Source organism: Glycomyces arizonensis DSM 44726, from assembly GCF_000482705.1.
Lineage (GTDB): Bacteria > Actinomycetota > Actinomycetes > Mycobacteriales > Micromonosporaceae > Glycomyces > Glycomyces arizonensis.
In genome coordinates, this window is sequence record NZ_AXWO01000036.1 from 35421 (window position 1) to 50739 (window position 15319).

Sequence of the window (15319 nt, forward strand, 5' to 3'; positions counted from 1 at the left end):
GACCGGGAAACGGTCCGGGCTCGGGAGGCGCTGCGGCCTGTGCTACTTGATCTTGTTCCCGGCGCTGCGCAGCTGCTGGCAGGCCTCGACGACGCGGGCGGCCATGCCGGCCTCGGCGAGCTTGCCGTAGGCGCGCGGGTCGTAGGCCTTCTTGTTGCCGACCTCGCCCTCGACCTTGAGCACGCCGTCGTAGTTCTTGAACATGTGGTCCACGATCGGGCGGGTGAACGCGTACTGCGCGTCGGTGTCGATGTTCATCTTGATGACGCCGTAGTCCACCGCGTCGCTGATCTCCTGCGCGGTCGAACCCGAGCCGCCGTGGAAGACCAGGTCGAACGGCTTGTCCTTGCCGAGCTCCTTGCCGATCTCGTCCTGGATGTCCTTGAGGATCTCCGGACGCAGGTGCACGTTGCCCGGCTTGTAGACGCCGTGGACGTTGCCGAAGGTCAGGGCCGTCATGTAGCGGCCCCGCTCACCGGAGCCGAGGGCCTCGACGGTGGCGCGCGCGTCGTCGACGGTCGTGTACAGCTTGTCGTTGATCTCGGCTTCGACGCCGTCCTCCTCGCCGCCGACGACGCCGATCTCGACCTCGAGGACGATGTTGGCCTTGGAGGTGCGCTCCAACAGCTCCTGGGCGATGTCCAGGTTCTCCTTCAGCGGCACCGCCGAGCCGTCCCACATGTGCGACTGGAACAGCGGGTGCTCGCCGCGCGCGACGCGCTCCTCCGAGACCGCCAGCAGCGGGCGGACGAACTTGTCGAGGTTGTCCTTCGGGCAGTGGTCGGTGTGCAGGGCGACGTTCACCGGGTAGTTCTTGGCGATCTCGTGCGCGGCGGCGGCGAGGGCGACGGCGCCGGAGACCATGTTCTTGACGGTCGGGCCGGAGACGTACTGGGCGCCGCCGGTGGAGATCTGGACGATGCCGTCGGACTCGGCCTCGGCGAAAGCGGCCAGCGCGGCGTTGAGCGTCTGGGTCGAGGTCACGTTGATGGCCGGGTAGGCGAAGGAGTGCTTCTTCGCCCGGTCGAGCATCTCGTTGTAAACCTCGGGTGTTGCGATAGGCATGCTGCCTGCTCCTTAGATGAGTCGTTGATTACTCCCCGACCGGGGGCTGGGATTCAGACGCCGCTGTCTGAGCACTTCACCGAGCCGTTGCGACCTGGTGAAGTATCGCCGACGAGCATGTGAAGGCACCCACCAGGCTACCCGGCCGTTCGCCCGCCGGGCGCCGCACTGGGCCTTACGGTGGAGACATGGGGTATCAGCAGGAATGGGTCGACGATTTCGACGAGGGCTCGGAGTTCGACCTGGCGGGGTCGGCCGATGACGACGGCGAGGGGGAGGACCCGGAGGCCGTGGCCGCCGGTGAGGAGGGCGCCACCCTTGAGGAGGTGAACCCCGCCGACGCGGCCGAGCAAGGCGTCGAGGTGCCGGGCGAGGAGGACGAGGAGCCCCACGCGGGGTGACCCGCGCGAGGCTCCTGCTATAAGGCGGCCCGGGCCGCGCCCGGCCGCCGTCATGCTTCAGGCGGTCTGGGGCGCCCAGCTGCTGTGCCTCAGGCAGTCTGGGCTGCGCCCAGCCGCTGTGCTTCACGCAATCTGGGCTGCGCCCAGCCTGTCGAGCACCCAGGCGAGGTTGAACGCCTCTTCCTCCCACGCGTCGTAGCGCCCCGAGCGGCCGCCGTGCCCGGCCTCCATCTCGGTTTTGAGCATCACGTCGGACTCCGGGCTCTCGTGCCGCAGCCGCGCGATCCACTTGGCGGGCTCGTGGAAGCCCACGCGCGTGTCGTTCAGGCTGGTCACGGCCAGGATCGACGGGTAGCGCACCGCGGTGACGTTCTCGTAGGGCGAATACGACTTCATGTACTCGTAGACCTCGGCCGACTCCAGCGGGTTGCCCCACTCCTCCCACTCGATGACCGTCAGCGGCATCGTCGGGTCGAGGATCGTGTTGAGCGCGTCGACGAACGGCACGTCGGCGAGGACGCCGGCGAAGCGCTCGGGCGCGAGGTTGGCGACGGCGCCCATGAGCAGGCCGCCCGCCGACCCGCCGCGCGCGACGATCCGGTCCGGCGCGGCCCAGCCCGCCGTCACCAGATGCTCGGCGGCGTCGACGAAGTCGGTGAACGTGTGCTTCTTGTGCAGGAGCTTGCCCTGCTCGTACCAGTGGCGGCCCATCTCGCCGCCGCCGCGGACGTGCGCGATCGCGAAGACCACGCCCCGGTCGAGCAGGCTCAGGCGGGCGATCGAGAAGTACGGGTCGATGGAGTGCTCGTAGGAGCCGTAGCCGTACAGCAGGCACGGCGCGGTGCCGTCGGGCTCGATGTCGGCGCGGGCGACGATCGAGATCGGCACCTTGGTGCCGTCCGCGGCGGTGGCCCACTCGCGGTACTGCTTGTAGGCGGCCGGGTCGAAGCCGCCGAGCACCGGGGTGCGCTTGCGCAGGTGGAGGCGCGCGGCGTCGATGTCGTAGTCGTACACCGAGGAGGGGGTGACCATCGACGTGTAGCCCAGGCGCAGGACCCGGGAGTCGTAGTCGGGGTTGTCGCCGAGGCCGACCGAGTAGAGCGGCTCGTCGAACGCGATCTCGGTGAGCGTCCCCTCATCACTCAAACTGCGCCCATGATCCTTTCCGGCTCCGCCTTCAAGGATTGCGATCTGCGAGAGCCCGTCGCGGCGCGTCGAGACGACGGCGTGGCCCGCGAAGGCGTCCACCGATTCGAGCCGGACGTCCGGGTCGTGCGGCAGGATCTCGTTGAACGCGGTCGTGTCGTCGACCGGCGCCCACCCGAGCGTGAAGTTCTCGGCGTCGCGGTTGTGCAGCACGAGGAACCGGTCGCCCTGGTGGTCGACCTGCATCTCCACGCCGTGCTCGCGGCCGTTCCCGAAGACGGTGAACTCGCCGGTCGGGTCGGCGGCGTCGAGGTAGCGGGTCTCGCTGGTGATCTTCGAGCCGGACACGATCATGAGGTACCGCTCGGAGCGGGTCAGGTCGATTCCGGTCCAGAACCGCTCGTCGTCCTCCTGGTAGACGAGCACGTCCTCGTCTTGGCCGAGGACGTGGCGCCACACCTGGTGGGGCCGCCACGCGTCGTCGACCTTGGTGTAGAAGAACACCGAGCCGTCGGCCGACCAGGCGCCGCCGTAGAAGACGCCCTCGATCCGGTCGGCGAAGACCTCGCCGGTGCGCAGGTCCTTGAACTGGAGGGTGAACCGCTCGTCGCCGGTGTAGTTCACGCCGAACGCGAGGAGGTTGCCGTCCGGGGAGACGTCGGCGACGCCCAGGGCGAAGAAGTCGTGGCCGTCGGCGAGCTCGTTGCCGTCGATCATGACCTGCTCGCCTTCGACCGGCACGCCCGGTTCGACGCTCGGCGGCGTGTCGCCCTCGGCCGCGACGCGACACCGGATGCCGTACTGCTTGCCCTCCTCGGTGCGGCCGTAGTACCACCAGCCCCGCTTGCGGACCGGGACCGACAGGTCGGTCTCCTGGGTGCGGTCCTTGATCTCGCCGAAGATCGACTTGCGCAGCCCGTCGAGGTGGGCGGTGCGCGACTCGGTGTAGGCGTTCTCGGCGCGCAGGTAGTCGAGGACCTCGGGATCCTCCGGGTCCTTGAGCCAGGCGTAGGCGTCGTTGACGGTGTCGCCGTGGTGGGTTCGCGGGTGGTCGCGGCGGGCCGCGACCGGTTGCCGTACAGCTTGCTCATCTGACATGGGTCCAACTGTAAGGCCTTCGGGCCGCGCGGCAGGGCGCCGCGCGCCCTTCCCCGGCCTCACGTTACTCACTGGTAATGCCCCGACGGTTCGAATGTCGCCGAATCCCTCCATCCGCGGCGCGCCGAACTGTGAGGATGGTCGGCATGAGCGACAAGTGCGACGGGGCGGCGCCGGTGTCCTCCGACGAGGCCGCCACCGTCGCCTTCGATCGGACCGTCGTCTTCGAGCGGCCCCACCACGCGGGCCCGCCGTTCCTCGCCGCCGACCGGCTCACCGCGAAAGGACGCCGCGGGCCGGTCTTCGCCGACGTCTCCCTCGGCGCCGAGCTCGGCCAGCTCGTCGTCGTCTCCGGCGACGGCGGCGACGGGCGCACCGCGCTCCTGCTCGCCCTCGCCGGGCGCTTCGCCCTCTCCGGCGGCACCCTCATCGTCGAGGGCCGGACCAGGGCCGCCGAGATCCGCCGCCGCTTCACCGTCGCCCAGGCCGCGCCCGCGATCGGGTTCGACGCGCACCACACCGTCGGCGACTGCATCAAGGAGACGACCGCGGTCTCCGGCAAGGCCGCCACCGACGCCAACATCCACGCCTGGCTCGACCGCCTCGCCGTCGGCGTCGACACCGGCGACACCGTCGCACTGCTGCCGCGATTCGAGCAGATCCGCTTCGCGATCGCCTGCGCCGCGGCCTCCCGCACGCCCGCCGTCGTCGTCGACGATGCCGACGCCGGACTCAACGGCGCCGGCGGCGAACGCGTCCTCGAGACCCTCCGCGCCGTCGCCGACGCCGGGCAGCTCGTCCTGGCCGGGTGCGTCCGCCACGACCCGCCCGCCGACCTCGTCATCGACCTCAGGACCAGATCCATGGCCCGCGCGCCGCGCCTCGACGCGGGCCGCGACCGGAACGGAGACGCGCCGTGAGCCCGTTCAGACTCGCCCGGCTGGAACTGCGCCGCTACCGCGGACATCCCGTCCGCGCCGCCGTGGTGGCCGCGATCGTGCTCCTTCCGGCCGTGTGCGCCGGGCTGTACCTCTGGTCCTTCTGGGACCCGTACGGGTCGACCGACGAGATGCCCGTGGCGCTCGTCAACGAGGACGCCGGGACCACGCTGGACCGCGGCGGCGAGTTCGTCGAGGTCAACGGCGGCGAGCAGGTGGTCGAGCGGCTGCGTGAGGCGCCGGTCTTCGACTGGCGCGTCACCGACGCCGACGAGGCCCGCGCCGGCCTTGCGGACGGCGACTACTCCATGGTCGTCACGATCCCCGAGAACTTCTCCGCCGCCATCGCCGGACTCGCCGTCGGCGAGCCCGTGCGGGCCGCCGTCGAGTTCGAGCGCGACGACGCGAACGGGTACCTCGCCGGCGTCATGACCGCCACGGTGGAGCGCGAGCTCCAGCACCAGATCGACAGCGCCGTCTACGACGCCTTCGCCGGGACGCTCTTCGGCGGTCTCACCGGCGGCCTCGGCCAGGCCGTCGACGGCGCCGCCACGCTCCATACAGGACTGTCGGGGCTCAGTGCGGCGGCCGAGGACGCCGCGGCGGGCGCCGAGCAGGTCGCCACCGGCCTCGACGAGGCCGTCGGCGAGTCGGCGCCCGCCGTCGAGTCCCTCGCCGAGGACTGGGAGCAGGTCCAGACCGGATCGGCGGCCGGCGCGGACGTCGTCGCCGACGCCGCCCGGCTCAGCGGCGCCTACAGCGCCCTGTGCCGGGGCGGCGGCGCCGACGGCTTCGCCTGCGAGACGCTGTGGGAGCACGTCCAGCTGGCCGAGAGCGTCAGCACCGACGTCCAGAGCGCCGACGCCGCCGTCCAGGCCACGCCCGCCGAAGCACTCGAGACGGCCGCGGAGGACCTCGGGACTCTCCAGACCGACGCTGCGGGCGTCGCCGACGCCGCCGGGCAGGTGGCCACCGGCGTCGCCGACGCCGAGACGACGGCCGGCGATCTCGCGGGCGGGCTCGGCGAGCTCTACGACGGCGCCGACGCCGTCGTCTCCGGCCTGACCGACGCCCGGGCGGACGTCCCCGCCGCGAACGGCGCCGCCGACGAGGCCGCGGAGGCCGAGAGCTACGGCAGCCCCGTGGCGATCAGCGAGGAGACCCACAACCCGGCCGGGAGCTACGGGCGCGGCCTGGCGCCGCTGGTCATCGCGACGGTGCTGTGGGGGTTCGGGATCGTCGCCTACCTGCTGCTGCGCCCGGTGAACGCGCGCGCTCTGGCCGGGCCGCTGCGCTCGCCGCTCGTCGCGCTCGGCGGTTGGCTGGCGGGGGCGGCCCTGGGAGTCGTCAGCGCGCTGGCGCTGTACCTGGTGATCGACGTCGGCCTCGGGCTCGACCCGCGGCAGGTCCCGGCGACGGCCGGATTGTGCGTCCTGGTGGTCCTGACGTTCTCGGCCATGGCGCACCTGTTCCGGCTCGCCTTGGGCGCCATGGGGATCCTGCTGCTCGCCGTGCTGCTGATGCTCCAGATGGCCGCCGCCGGGGGACTCTACCCGGTGGAGACGACGCCGGCGTTCTTCCAGGCGATCCACCCGTGGCTGCCGATGACGTACGCGGTGGACGCCCTCCGGGTGACGATCAGCGGCGGCCAGACCGAGCATCTGGTGCGGGCCCTCGTGGTGCTGGTGCTCTACCTGGCGGCATCGCTGGCAGTGGCGGCCGCGACGGTGGCAATGCGCCGCAAATGGACAACGGGCCGCCTCCACCCTCCCCTGAGCCTATGAATGACCGGCCATTGCCTATAACATATATCCTATAACATAATATGTCACACAAATGCTCACTACAAGGTAAAACTTCGTCAGATTATAAGTTATAGAATATAATGACACTTTCGCGGCGGTTCACCGCTCGATGAGCGCCGCGAGGCCGTCGAGGGTGCGTTCCAGGCCGAAGTCGAAGGCGTGCCGTGGCTCGAAGGCCGCGCCGTGCGCCTCCCCGGCGGCCTGGCCGACTCGCGCCGCGGTCGGGTAGCGCTCGGCGTCGAAGACCTTCGCCAACAGTGGTCCGTTGGACTCCCACCACTCGCGGTCGCTCATCGCGGTCGTCTCGCGTTCGGCCTCGGCCCGCGCCGCGTCGGCGGCGGCGGTCCGCACGAAGGCCAGCAGATAGGCGAGCGCGTCGTCCCGCTCGACGTCGCTGAGCCCGGTGTCGTCGAGCGAACGCAACTCGTGCTCGTATTTGGCGCACTGGCCCGGCCCCAGCGGCGGCCTGGTCTGCGAGGCCGCCGCCGCCCACGGGTGGGCCCGGTACATCGCATAGTTGTCGCGGGCGACCGCGGCGAGCCGCTCGCGCCAGAGGCGCCCGGTGGTCTCGGTGCGCGGCATAGCTGCGTACAGGGCGTCGAGCATGAGCACGATGAGTTCGGCCTTCCCCGGCACATAGGTGTACAGCGTCATCGGGGCGACCCCGAGGGACTGGGCGATGCGGCGCATGGTGACCGCTTCGAGGCCCTCGGCGTCGGCGATCGCGATCGCCGCGTCCACCACGGCGTCGACGGTGAGGCCCTTGCGCGGCCCGCGCCTGGGGGAGGCGGGCGCCTCTCTCCAGAGCAGTTCCAGAAGGCTCGGTTTCGGCGCGTCGGCTGTCGCGGAAGTCACCACACGATCCTAGCCGACAAACTTGTACACCGTACGACGTACTTAGTACAATATACAACGTACGGTAAAACGAAGGAGCCGCTCATGCAGATCACCTCATCGGCCATCTCGCTCAACGTCGCCGACCCCGCCGCCTCGGCCGAGTTCCTGGAGCGCCACTACGGCTTCAGCGAGGACATGTCCGCCGACGGCTTCGTCTCGCTCTCGCACCCCGACGCGGGCTTCAACGTCATCTACCTGCGCACCGGACTGCCGACCTTCAAGCCCGAGAGCGTCAAAGGCGGCGCGGACGGGCTGCTCGTGGTCTTCGTCGTCGACGACATCGACGCCGAATACGAACGCCTCCAAGGCGAAGGCGTGGCGATCACCACGCCGATCGAGACCGAGGAGTGGGGCGAGCGCTACTTCCAGGCGACCGATCCGAACGGCGTCGTCATCCAACTCGTCCAATGGGTCGCCGTACCCGAGAGCGGTAGCTAGGCCAGCCGGTACAGGGCAGATCCGTGGGCCGGGAGCTTGACTCGCAGCTCGGCACCGGCCTCCACGTCCGTGCGCGCCCAGCAGTCCCGCACGGCCCGCGGCCCGGGCACGCCCAGGTCGGTCCACGGCAGGCCGAACTCGGCCAGCTCGCCACTGCGGTTGAACACCGCCACATAGGCGCCGTCGACCGACGCCCACGCCACGTGCTTGCCGTCGCGCCACACCTCCCGCGAATCGGCCCCGCTGCGCTGGGCGGCGAGCACTTCCGGGTTGGTGAGCAGCTCGATCGTCTCCTCACTGGAGGCCGGGAGGTCGGCGCCGACCATGAGCGGCGAGCGGGCGACGCACCACAGCGTCAGCATGGTCCGCTGCTCGTCGGGGGTCAGCAGCGAGTCCCGCGGCTCGCCCACCTCCGCGCGCAGCCCCATGCGGCCCAGCGGCAGCATGTCGGCGTCCGGCCAGTGCCCGGGCCCGGCGTGCGGCGCCCAGTCGCGCAGCAGGTCGAACTGCATGTCGATGTCGCGCCACCGGTCCCACAGGTCCGCCGAGATCCGCCACTGGTGCGCGTGCGCCTTGAGGTGCTCGGCGTGGCCGACCGACAGGTTCACGCCGGGGGAGAGGCTCAGGACGATGTCGCGGCCGCTCTTCTGGACAGCGTTCCAGAACGCCTCGACCTCGTCGGCGTAGTAGGGGGCGATCATGTCGTCGGCCTTGATGTAGTCCACGCCCCAGTCGGCGAACTGCCGCACGAGCGAGTCGTAGTAGGCCTGCCCGCCCGGGTGGGAGTGGTCGATGCCCCAGTTGTCGTCGACCCACGAGGAGAGGCGCTCCCGGTCGGGGATCTGCGCCGCGGAGTACTCGCTGCCCCTGATGGGGGTGTCGGCCGCGACGGCCTGGCGGGGGACGCCGCGCAGAATATGGACGCCGAACTTCAACCCCAGGGCGTGGATGTAGTCGGCCAGCGGCTTGAAGCCCGCGCCGCCCGCCGCCGAGGGGAACCGCCCGGGGGCCGGCTGCGGCAGCCCGTACTCGTCGAGGCAGAGCTTGGCTCCGGAGTTGTAGCCGCCGCTCCGCGCGCCCGGCTCGTACCACTGGATGTCGACGACGACGTACTCCCAGCCGTACTCGGCCATGTGCTCGGCGATGAACTCCGCGTTGGCCCGCGTCTCCGCCTCGGTGACCGAGGTGCCGAACACGTCCCAGGAATTCCAGCCCATCGGGGGCGTGGCAGCGAGTCGGGTCACGGAAGCCTCCTCGTTGATGGCGTCCCTGTACGGTACTCGGGAGCCCCGACGCCCACCACCGCCGGTGTGGAAACGCTTGCCGACGCAGGTCACTCCCCGCCCAATACCGTGTCGATCCGCGGAGTGCACGTGATGTAAAGTAGCTACGGCCGACGGTCGAGACCGTCGGCTCGCAACATTGGCCAGGTAGCTCAGTTGGTACGAGCGTCCGCCTGAAAAGCGGAAGGTCGCCGGTTCGACCCCGGCCCTGGCCACCGTAATAAGCAGCAAAAAGTCCCGTTTACCAGCAGCAACGCTGATAGACGGGACTTTCTCATGTCCGGTGGAGTCCGCCGGATTCCGGTGAAATCCGGCTGCCAGCGGGCAGATAGCGGCCCGTTTTTCAGCCGCCCGTCAGCGTCTTTTCGATCCGCATCCGGACCGCTTCGTCCTGGCCGTCAAGACACTTCGCGTAGATCCTGAGCAGGACGGCCACGCTGTGCCCGGCCCATTCGGCGACCTGGGTGACCGGCACCCCTGCATGGAGCCAGGTGGAAACGCAGGTGTGCCGCAGGTCGTACGGCCGCTTCAGCAGCGGTGTCTTGAGCTCGTTCTTGCCGAAGGTCTCGCCTCGGGCATCGTGGAAGACGCGTCTGACGGTGCACTCGGCCAAGAGCTCCCCATCGGCGCGGACGAACAACTGCCCCTCGGGTCCGGGTTTGAACCCCGACTCCTTCAGATAGTCGGCCAGGATCGCGGTGAGCTGCGGTGGGCAGGGAGCCGTGCGGATGAACTCCCGATCCCGCTGCTTCAGCCCTCGATCGTCGCGAACCTCCCCAGAGTCGGTCCACGCGCTGCCGACGTGCGAGGCGGACTTATGCAGATGGAGCCTGCCCCAGCCGCCTTTCTTCGGCAGATCGAGGTCCTCCGCATGCAGTGCGATCGCCTCCTCGGGCCGGAGGGCTCCGTATCCTTGGACAGCGAAGTAGGGGACGTATCGCCACCCGTTCGGCTTGCGCCGACGGACGTTCCCGAGGAACCGTTCGACCTGCTGCGGGTTGGCGACGCGGCGAACGTCGACCGATTCGCTCGTCTTCACCCGCTCCGGTTTGATCGCCTTCACATGATTGACGTCGAGCAGTCCTTCCTTGACGGCGAAATCGCATACTGCGCTGAGAATTGTGCGGGCGCGTTTGCGGCAGTGGCTTGAGCGCGTCTTGCCGTCGAACTTCTGCTGCATCGCAGCCAGCGTGGTCTCGACCTTCCTGGCGTCCTCGAAAACAGCGGCCGACGGGATATGGCTCTCGACCCACTTGAGGGCTTCGACGGCCTCGACAGGGGCGTCATGCCGCTGCTTGTAGTTGAACGCCCAGCGTCGAAGCGACCGCCGCACCGCGACTCCGTCTACGCTGTCAGGTACTGCGGGCAGGAGGGCGATCGACGCCCACATGCATACCTCGGCGATGTTGGCGCGGTGATGTGCTGAAGCGTTTTCCCATTTGGAATCGGCGAAGCGCTTCATGAGCTCCAGACAGGAAATCGTCCGCCGCTGGCGCTGGAGCTCTCGAAGCTCGGAAACCGGAAGGCCGGTTTCGATATCGAACGGCTCTCCCCTGTTGAGCGCGATCTTGAACTCGGCCTTTCGGCTGTCGGCGGCCGCCTTGGTCTCGAACTGAACGCTCTGCTCGACCGCCGCAACTGACCAGCGGAGCCGCCACGGCCGCTTCTTCCGATCCTTCCGTTTCGTCGGATCCCAGAGCTTCACATCGAAGGAGGTGCTCATGCAGCACCTCCGTCTTCATGCTCGATCAGGAACGCTTCGACGTCCGTGACGCGGTACCGGCGCTGGCCGCCGGGCAGCTTGATACTGCGCGGAGCGCGCCCCTTGGCGTGCCAGTCGTACAGGGTGCTGCGTGCGACGCCTAGGTAGTCGCACAGCTGGTCAACTGTCATGATGGACCTGCTTCCTTTCGTGGAGGCGGGGCCCTGGCCGGGTTGACTGGAATCGTTTCGGCCGGGGTCGCTTTCGTCCGCGATCTGCGGACGGACGGTCATTGCTGGCGACGCTATCTCGGACTCGTTGCTGGTACGAGCCTTACAGAAAGTCTTTTTTGGACGATCGTGACGGGCTCGTTCCGGGTTGCGATCATCGGTGTTCGCCAGACCTTTCCCTTCGCCTGGGCTCATGGTGCGCCGTCCTTGGTCAGGACGAGGACGTCTTCGTGGCAGCGCAGGAACGCTGGTTTGCCGGACTCGAGTGCGGTGCGGGTGTTGTGCAGGCCGAAGAACGAGTGGATCGGCCGCAGCCCGAAGTCGTCGCGCCATTCGGCGAGCAGTGCCGCGCAGCGCTCCTCCAAGCGGAATCCGGCCCGCTCGCCTCGCAGGGCCAGCTCGGAGGGGAAGTCGAGCAGTCGGCCTCCCACATTGAACGGTCGACAGGTGACGATGAGGCGGCCGGTGGGCTTGAGTACCGCATGGCAGGCGGTGAGGATCTGCTCGATGCCGTCCAGCAGCCGCTCAAGGCCCGCGCGGGCGAGCTGTTCGGGCGCTGGCTTGCCCGTGCTGTACCGGTAGGCGGTCTTGGCGATCTTGCCGCCGGTCTCGCGGTGGGTGTAGGCCCGTCCGTGTGTCGCTCGCCCGTAGGGCGGGCTGGTCACGATCAGGTCGACGTTGCCCCGCAGCGCCCGCGGCAGGTTCGCGGCGAGGCGGCGGGCATCGCCGCGCCGTACCCGCGCCTCGATGCCTGGATGGTGGCGACGGGTCAAGTGCAGATTCGCCGCGGTGGTGGCGACCCATTCGGGTTCGCAGTCCAGACCCCAGGCGCGGCGGCCGAGGCGGACGGCCTCGACGCAGACGGTGCCGATGCCGCACATCGGGTCGACGACCACCTCGCCCGGTTCGGAGTAGGCGGCGATGGCGTGGCGGGCGATGTCGGGCCACATCTTCGCCGGGTGCGCCGATGAGGCACTCGTGTAGCACTCGCCGCGTTGAAGGCGCGGCAGACGTTGGCCTGCCGCCCACAGGGTCGAGATCGTGTCGGTGGCGTTCACAGGCCACCCCCGGACTGTTCGGGGTAGCGGGCCCACAGCGAGATGTTGATGTGGGCGCGACGCGACCGGCCATGCGAAGCCGTCTCCAGGCTCTCGGCGGTGGCCGCCGCGCGGTCGAACTCGCCGGCCTCGGCGGCCACGATGTGCCCGACGTAGGACAGGCCGGCCTCTTCGCAGGAGGCGGCCGCGTCCGGTGGGAAGGGGCCCTTCCAGATGACGGCCAGGAGCCCGAAGGGCCGAACGGTCGCGGCGGCTACTTCCCACGCTCGGATGTAGCGCGCGGGTGCGGGTGCGCAGATGGTCAGAGCCGACTCCCGGATCGCCTCGATGCGGTTGAAGGCTGTCATTGCGTTGACGGCCATGATGATGGCGGTGCTACGGCTTTGGGCGACGTGTCTGAGTGCTTCCTCCTCGCGAAGAGCAGTTTCGGGGTCGCAGACGATGACGCCGTCGCGGTCTGATTCGACGATGGCGTTCACGCCCGCCAGGCCGAGGAGGGCGACGAGGTCGCCTTCGGTGGTGAACTGTTTGACGAGGCACTCGATGAGGTGCTGCTGGCTCCAGATGGGCCAGACGCTCAGCGGCACGTCGATGCCGGACGGATCTGGGTTCGGTGTGTAGTCGTTCATGGTGTGGCGGCGCGGCCCCCATGCGGTCTCAGACACCCGTAGACCCCCGCTTGTGCGGGGTTGTGCGGGTGGGTGTGCGGGTCGGTACCCGCACAACCGAGACCGAAGAACCGGATAAAGCGGAAGAAATAGCGGCTGTGTGGCTTGAATCGGGCTAGGTTGTGGCCGTGGTCGTGTTGGCAGTGGGGCTGGTCGGCGGTGTTGCCGGAGCAGCGCTCGGGCGGTGGGCGTTCGCCTTGGAGCCTTCCGATGCGCTGGCGGACTGGCGCGGCAGCAGCCGGGCAGCCCGAGTGCGGGTGATGGTGGTGTTGGCGGCGGTCTCCGCGATCGCGGCGGCGGTGTCGGTGCTGCTGATAGCCGCCTGGGAGATCGGGGTCGGAGTGTGGGCGTTCGCGGTGGCATCCCCAGGTCTGGCGGTCATCGATCTCGCCGCCCGGCGGTTGCCGTTCGCCGTCTCCGGTGCCATCGCCCTGGTCGCGGTCGCGGGACTCGCGTTCACCCCATCTCGCCTGTGGACTGGGCTGTTCACTGCCGCAGTGGTCGCGGGTCTCCTCGCGGTGCTATCTCTAGCGACTGGGTCGGGGGCCGGGCTCGGTGATGTGGCACTCGCGGGCGTGGCGGCCCTGACACTGGCGTGGGCCGGATGGGTGCCGGTGGTGGTGTGTTTCGTGGTGGCGATGCTCGCCTCGGCACTGGTCGGTATAGCGGTGCGGATGCGGTGGGGCGCGAGGGCCCTGGTGCCGTTCGGTCCCTTCTTGGTCATCGGCTGGTGGATCGCACTCACAATATCCATTGTGGACTAATTAGGTAAAAAGAATGGCCTGTTCAACCGTTGCTGCGGTGGGCCCCGAAGTCTCGGGGCCCACCGTGGTCAGCGACGCGATCGGTCACGGAAGCGGTCAAGCTCGTGATGTGAGCTCGACCGCTGATGCGATTGGTCAGCCGAGGCGGCGCCGTTTCCCTCGTTTCTGGAGGAAGAACGCGGTGTGCAGTGCTTGCACACTAGGTCGGACGGTGGGGTCGCCGAGCGCTGTGACGGCGCGGTCGAGCAGTCGGCGGCGCAAGTCCTTCTCGATCAGGTGGGCGCAGGTGCGGCACGCCGCCCAGTCCTCGCCGAAGTCGTCTTCGTGGACGATCGCATCGTCGTCATCGAGCACGATGCTCCCCACGCCTGGCGCGCGGTAGCTCCAGACCGGTTCGCGGTCGTTGCAGAAGTCGCACACCCAATCCAGGTCGGCTTCGAAGTGCTCGGCGACCGGCTGCGGGGCCGGTTGGTGGTTGGCCGCCTCGGATCGGTGCCGGTATTCCACTTCGCCGGTGAAGGCACCGTCGGCGTCCATGGGCAGGAACCGGTTCAGCGGCTGGGAGCAGACACCGCAGACCATCGATGCGCGCTTCGACAGATCGCTCATGCCTGGCCTCCTGCAGCGGTGAAGCCGACCCTGCCGGGGCATACTTCGACGGGGCAGGCGACGGTGTTGGTGACCAGGCCGAGGTCGCCCGCGCTGTCCAGACCCCATTCGATGCCGTCGTGGCTAGACGGTGTGAAGACGGGACGGCCGCCGCTCGCTGTCCATTGCCGCCGGCATCGCGGACAGGTGGCGGTGATCGTCTCGGCTGCGAAGCCGGGCGTCGTGGCCAGGAGGTCTCTGGTGGGAATCTGCTCGATGCGGGCGACGAACCGCACGAGCGGGTCGCCGAGTCCGGCCGAGAGGACCAGGTAGTTGCCCGAGACGACTTCGCCGCGGGTGATCAGGCCGCCGGTGCCGGTGCGTGTCGGGTTGATGCGGAGGTAGCGCCAGCCGGTACCGATGCGGAGCGCCTCGATCAGGCGCGGCTCGCTGGCGAAGGTGGCGCCGATGCGGTCGGCCCAGACCCGGTGCACGGCGCTGTCGCATCCGGCCGCGGTCGCGGCGGCGGCGATGCCGCTGGCCGCCAGGCTCGCGATGCGCACCGCCCCCGGCGGCGGTATGACTGCCTCCCGCGCCTCGGGTGAGGGGTCGGCCGGGGCGGGCGGTTCGATGTAGCAGTTCGCGCCGGGGTCGCTGGCGAACAGGTCGGCCAGTGCGAAGGCTCCAGCGATGGCGAAGCGGGCGTAGACGGCCGCGAGCGTGGTGGCCGCATCGACTACCAGGCCGTGCGCGGTGAGCGTGACGGGCGGCGTGTTGCCGCTGCGCGGTGGGTTTGCTTGACTGGACAAGGCATTTCCCTTTCGTTTGGTTGATGCCGAGCGCAGCCAGCGCCGGTTGTGGAAGACGTGGTGCTGGCTGCGCCGCAGCGTGGCTGAGGTGCCCCGCATTTTTCGGACAGTTGGTTGCTGACAACTTCCTGGGGTGATGTCTTCCTATCAGGTCAGCTCGTAGGCTTCCCGGACTTCGACTGGTGGTCGATAGTCGACAGCGGAGTGAAGCCGCCGAGTGTTGTACCACAATTCAATATATCGCATGATGTCACGCTTGGCTTCGCGACGGGTCGTGTATGTGACTCGGGATACGAGTTCGTTCTTCAGCGCCGCGAAAAAGCTTTCTGCCATCGCGTTATCGAAGCAGATACCAGTCCGCCCCACCGACCGCAGCAGCCCATGCGAGGCGCAATACTCGCTGAACCGTTGCGACATATAATTCGATCC

Annotated in this window: 16 protein-coding genes and 1 tRNA gene; 6 read left to right on the top strand and 11 right to left on the bottom strand. The window is 68.9% G+C overall.

Features of this window, described 5'->3' with window-relative positions:
- Positions 1–42: 42 nt before the first annotated feature.
- A complete protein-coding gene (fbaA, locus tag H613_RS0119550) occupies positions 43–1065 on the bottom strand; it encodes a class II fructose-bisphosphate aldolase (protein WP_026925116.1) in 1023 nt (340 codons plus the stop codon).
- Positions 1066–1253: 188 nt separating this feature from the next.
- Between fbaA and H613_RS0119555 the strand changes: the two genes are divergently transcribed.
- Complete coding sequence (locus H613_RS0119555; RefSeq protein WP_026925117.1) at positions 1254–1466, top strand: hypothetical protein; 213 nt, start codon at positions 1254–1256, stop codon at positions 1464–1466.
- A gap of 123 nt (positions 1467–1589) precedes the next feature.
- On the opposite strand, the gene H613_RS0119560 is transcribed toward H613_RS0119555, so the two are convergent.
- Positions 1590–3710 carry a S9 family peptidase gene (locus H613_RS0119560; protein ID WP_026925118.1) on the bottom strand — a complete coding sequence of 707 codons (2121 nt, stop codon included), beginning with the start codon at positions 3708–3710 and terminating at the stop codon, positions 1590–1592.
- Between the two features lie 146 nt (positions 3711–3856).
- On the opposite strand from H613_RS0119560, the gene H613_RS31505 reads away from it, so the two are divergent.
- Together H613_RS31505 and H613_RS0119570 are read left to right on the top strand one after the other, a co-directional pair.
- Complete coding sequence (locus tag H613_RS31505) at positions 3857–4630, top strand: ATP-binding cassette domain-containing protein (RefSeq protein ID WP_026925119.1); 774 nt, start codon at positions 3857–3859, stop codon at positions 4628–4630.
- Positions 4627–6432 carry a YhgE/Pip family protein gene (locus tag H613_RS0119570; protein WP_026925120.1) on the top strand — a complete coding sequence of 602 codons (1806 nt, stop codon included), beginning with the start codon at positions 4627–4629 and terminating at the stop codon, positions 6430–6432. Before H613_RS31505 ends, H613_RS0119570 begins: the two co-directional genes overlap by 4 nt.
- Before the next feature lie 120 nt (positions 6433–6552).
- Here the strand turns inward: H613_RS0119570 and H613_RS0119575 are convergent, their stop codons facing one another.
- On the bottom strand, positions 6553–7308 hold the full coding sequence (locus H613_RS0119575; RefSeq protein WP_026925121.1) for a TetR/AcrR family transcriptional regulator: 756 nt from the start codon (positions 7306–7308) through the stop codon (positions 6553–6555).
- An 84-nt stretch (positions 7309–7392) separates the two neighbouring features.
- On the opposite strand from H613_RS0119575, the gene H613_RS0119580 reads away from it, so the two are divergent.
- Positions 7393–7788, top strand: a complete 396-nt coding sequence (locus H613_RS0119580) for a VOC family protein (protein WP_026925122.1) — start codon at positions 7393–7395, stop codon at positions 7786–7788.
- Here the strand turns inward: H613_RS0119580 and H613_RS0119585 are convergent.
- Positions 7785–9032, bottom strand: a complete 1248-nt coding sequence (locus H613_RS0119585) for a glycoside hydrolase family 27 protein (RefSeq protein WP_211234892.1) — start codon at positions 9030–9032, stop codon at positions 7785–7787. The two genes, H613_RS0119580 and H613_RS0119585, sit on opposite strands and share 4 nt — an antisense overlap.
- Positions 9033–9212: 180 nt before the next feature.
- On the opposite strand from H613_RS0119585, the gene H613_RS0119590 reads away from it, so the two are divergent.
- Positions 9213–9286: transfer RNA gene (locus H613_RS0119590), tRNA-Phe, on the top strand.
- A 128-nt stretch (positions 9287–9414) separates the two neighbouring features.
- Here the strand turns inward: H613_RS0119590 and H613_RS0119595 are convergent.
- Genes H613_RS0119595 through H613_RS31510 form a run of 4 tightly spaced genes read right to left on the bottom strand, consistent with a single transcriptional unit; the run spans position 9415 to position 12726 of the window.
- On the bottom strand, positions 9415–10794 hold the full coding sequence (locus H613_RS0119595; protein ID WP_026925124.1) for a tyrosine-type recombinase/integrase: 1380 nt from the start codon (positions 10792–10794) through the stop codon (positions 9415–9417).
- Positions 10791–11198: a helix-turn-helix transcriptional regulator gene (locus H613_RS32230; protein ID WP_245598612.1), complete on the bottom strand. Its 408-nt coding sequence runs from the start codon at positions 11196–11198 to the stop codon at positions 10791–10793. The genes H613_RS0119595 and H613_RS32230 overlap by 4 nt, the downstream gene beginning before the upstream one ends.
- Positions 11195–12061 (bottom strand): TRM11 family SAM-dependent methyltransferase, encoded by an 867-nt coding sequence (locus tag H613_RS0119605; protein WP_026925126.1) that lies wholly within the window; start codon positions 12059–12061, stop codon positions 11195–11197. Before H613_RS0119605 ends, H613_RS32230 begins: the two co-directional genes overlap by 4 nt.
- Complete coding sequence (locus H613_RS31510) at positions 12058–12726, bottom strand: hypothetical protein (protein ID WP_169732029.1); 669 nt, start codon at positions 12724–12726, stop codon at positions 12058–12060. Before H613_RS31510 ends, H613_RS0119605 begins: the two co-directional genes overlap by 4 nt.
- 131 nt (positions 12727–12857) lie before the next feature.
- Between H613_RS31510 and H613_RS29520 the strand changes: the two genes are divergently transcribed.
- Positions 12858–13493 carry an A24 family peptidase gene (locus H613_RS29520; RefSeq protein WP_156926147.1) on the top strand — a complete coding sequence of 212 codons (636 nt, stop codon included), beginning with the start codon at positions 12858–12860 and terminating at the stop codon, positions 13491–13493.
- 135 nt (positions 13494–13628) lie between these two features.
- Here the strand turns inward: H613_RS29520 and H613_RS0119620 are convergent, their stop codons facing one another.
- From H613_RS0119620 to H613_RS30350, 3 genes are all read right to left on the bottom strand, one after another.
- Positions 13629–14102, bottom strand: coding sequence for a hypothetical protein (locus H613_RS0119620; RefSeq protein WP_026925128.1), 474 nt, complete (start codon positions 14100–14102; stop codon positions 13629–13631).
- Positions 14099–14890, bottom strand: coding sequence for a hypothetical protein (locus H613_RS0119625; protein ID WP_026925129.1), 792 nt, complete (start codon positions 14888–14890; stop codon positions 14099–14101). The genes H613_RS0119620 and H613_RS0119625 overlap by 4 nt, the downstream gene beginning before the upstream one ends.
- A 147-nt stretch (positions 14891–15037) precedes the next feature.
- On the bottom strand, positions 15038–15319 hold a 282-nt coding region (locus tag H613_RS30350), incomplete at its 5' end, for an integrase core domain-containing protein (RefSeq protein ID WP_211234726.1).

Bases quoted from the DNA above. Each gene is read 5' to 3' on its own strand.
- H613_RS0119595 (WP_026925124.1), bottom strand. From the start codon at position 10,794: ATGAGCACCTCCTTCGATGTGAAGCTCTGGGATCCGACGAAACGGAAG.
- H613_RS0119555 (WP_026925117.1), top strand. From the start codon at position 1,254: ATGGGGTATCAGCAGGAATGGGTCGACGATTTCGACGAGGGCTCGGAG.
- H613_RS0119580 (WP_026925122.1), top strand. From the start codon at position 7,393: ATGCAGATCACCTCATCGGCCATCTCGCTCAACGTCGCCGACCCCGCC.
- fbaA (WP_026925116.1), bottom strand. From the start codon at position 1,065: ATGCCTATCGCAACACCCGAGGTTTACAACGAGATGCTCGACCGGGCG.
- H613_RS32230 (WP_245598612.1), bottom strand. From the start codon at position 11,198: ATGAGCCCAGGCGAAGGGAAAGGTCTGGCGAACACCGATGATCGCAAC.
- H613_RS31505 (WP_026925119.1), top strand. From the start codon at position 3,857: ATGAGCGACAAGTGCGACGGGGCGGCGCCGGTGTCCTCCGACGAGGCC.
- H613_RS0119620 (WP_026925128.1), bottom strand. From the start codon at position 14,102: ATGAGCGATCTGTCGAAGCGCGCATCGATGGTCTGCGGTGTCTGCTCC.
- H613_RS0119560 (WP_026925118.1), bottom strand. From the start codon at position 3,710: ATGTCAGATGAGCAAGCTGTACGGCAACCGGTCGCGGCCCGCCGCGAC.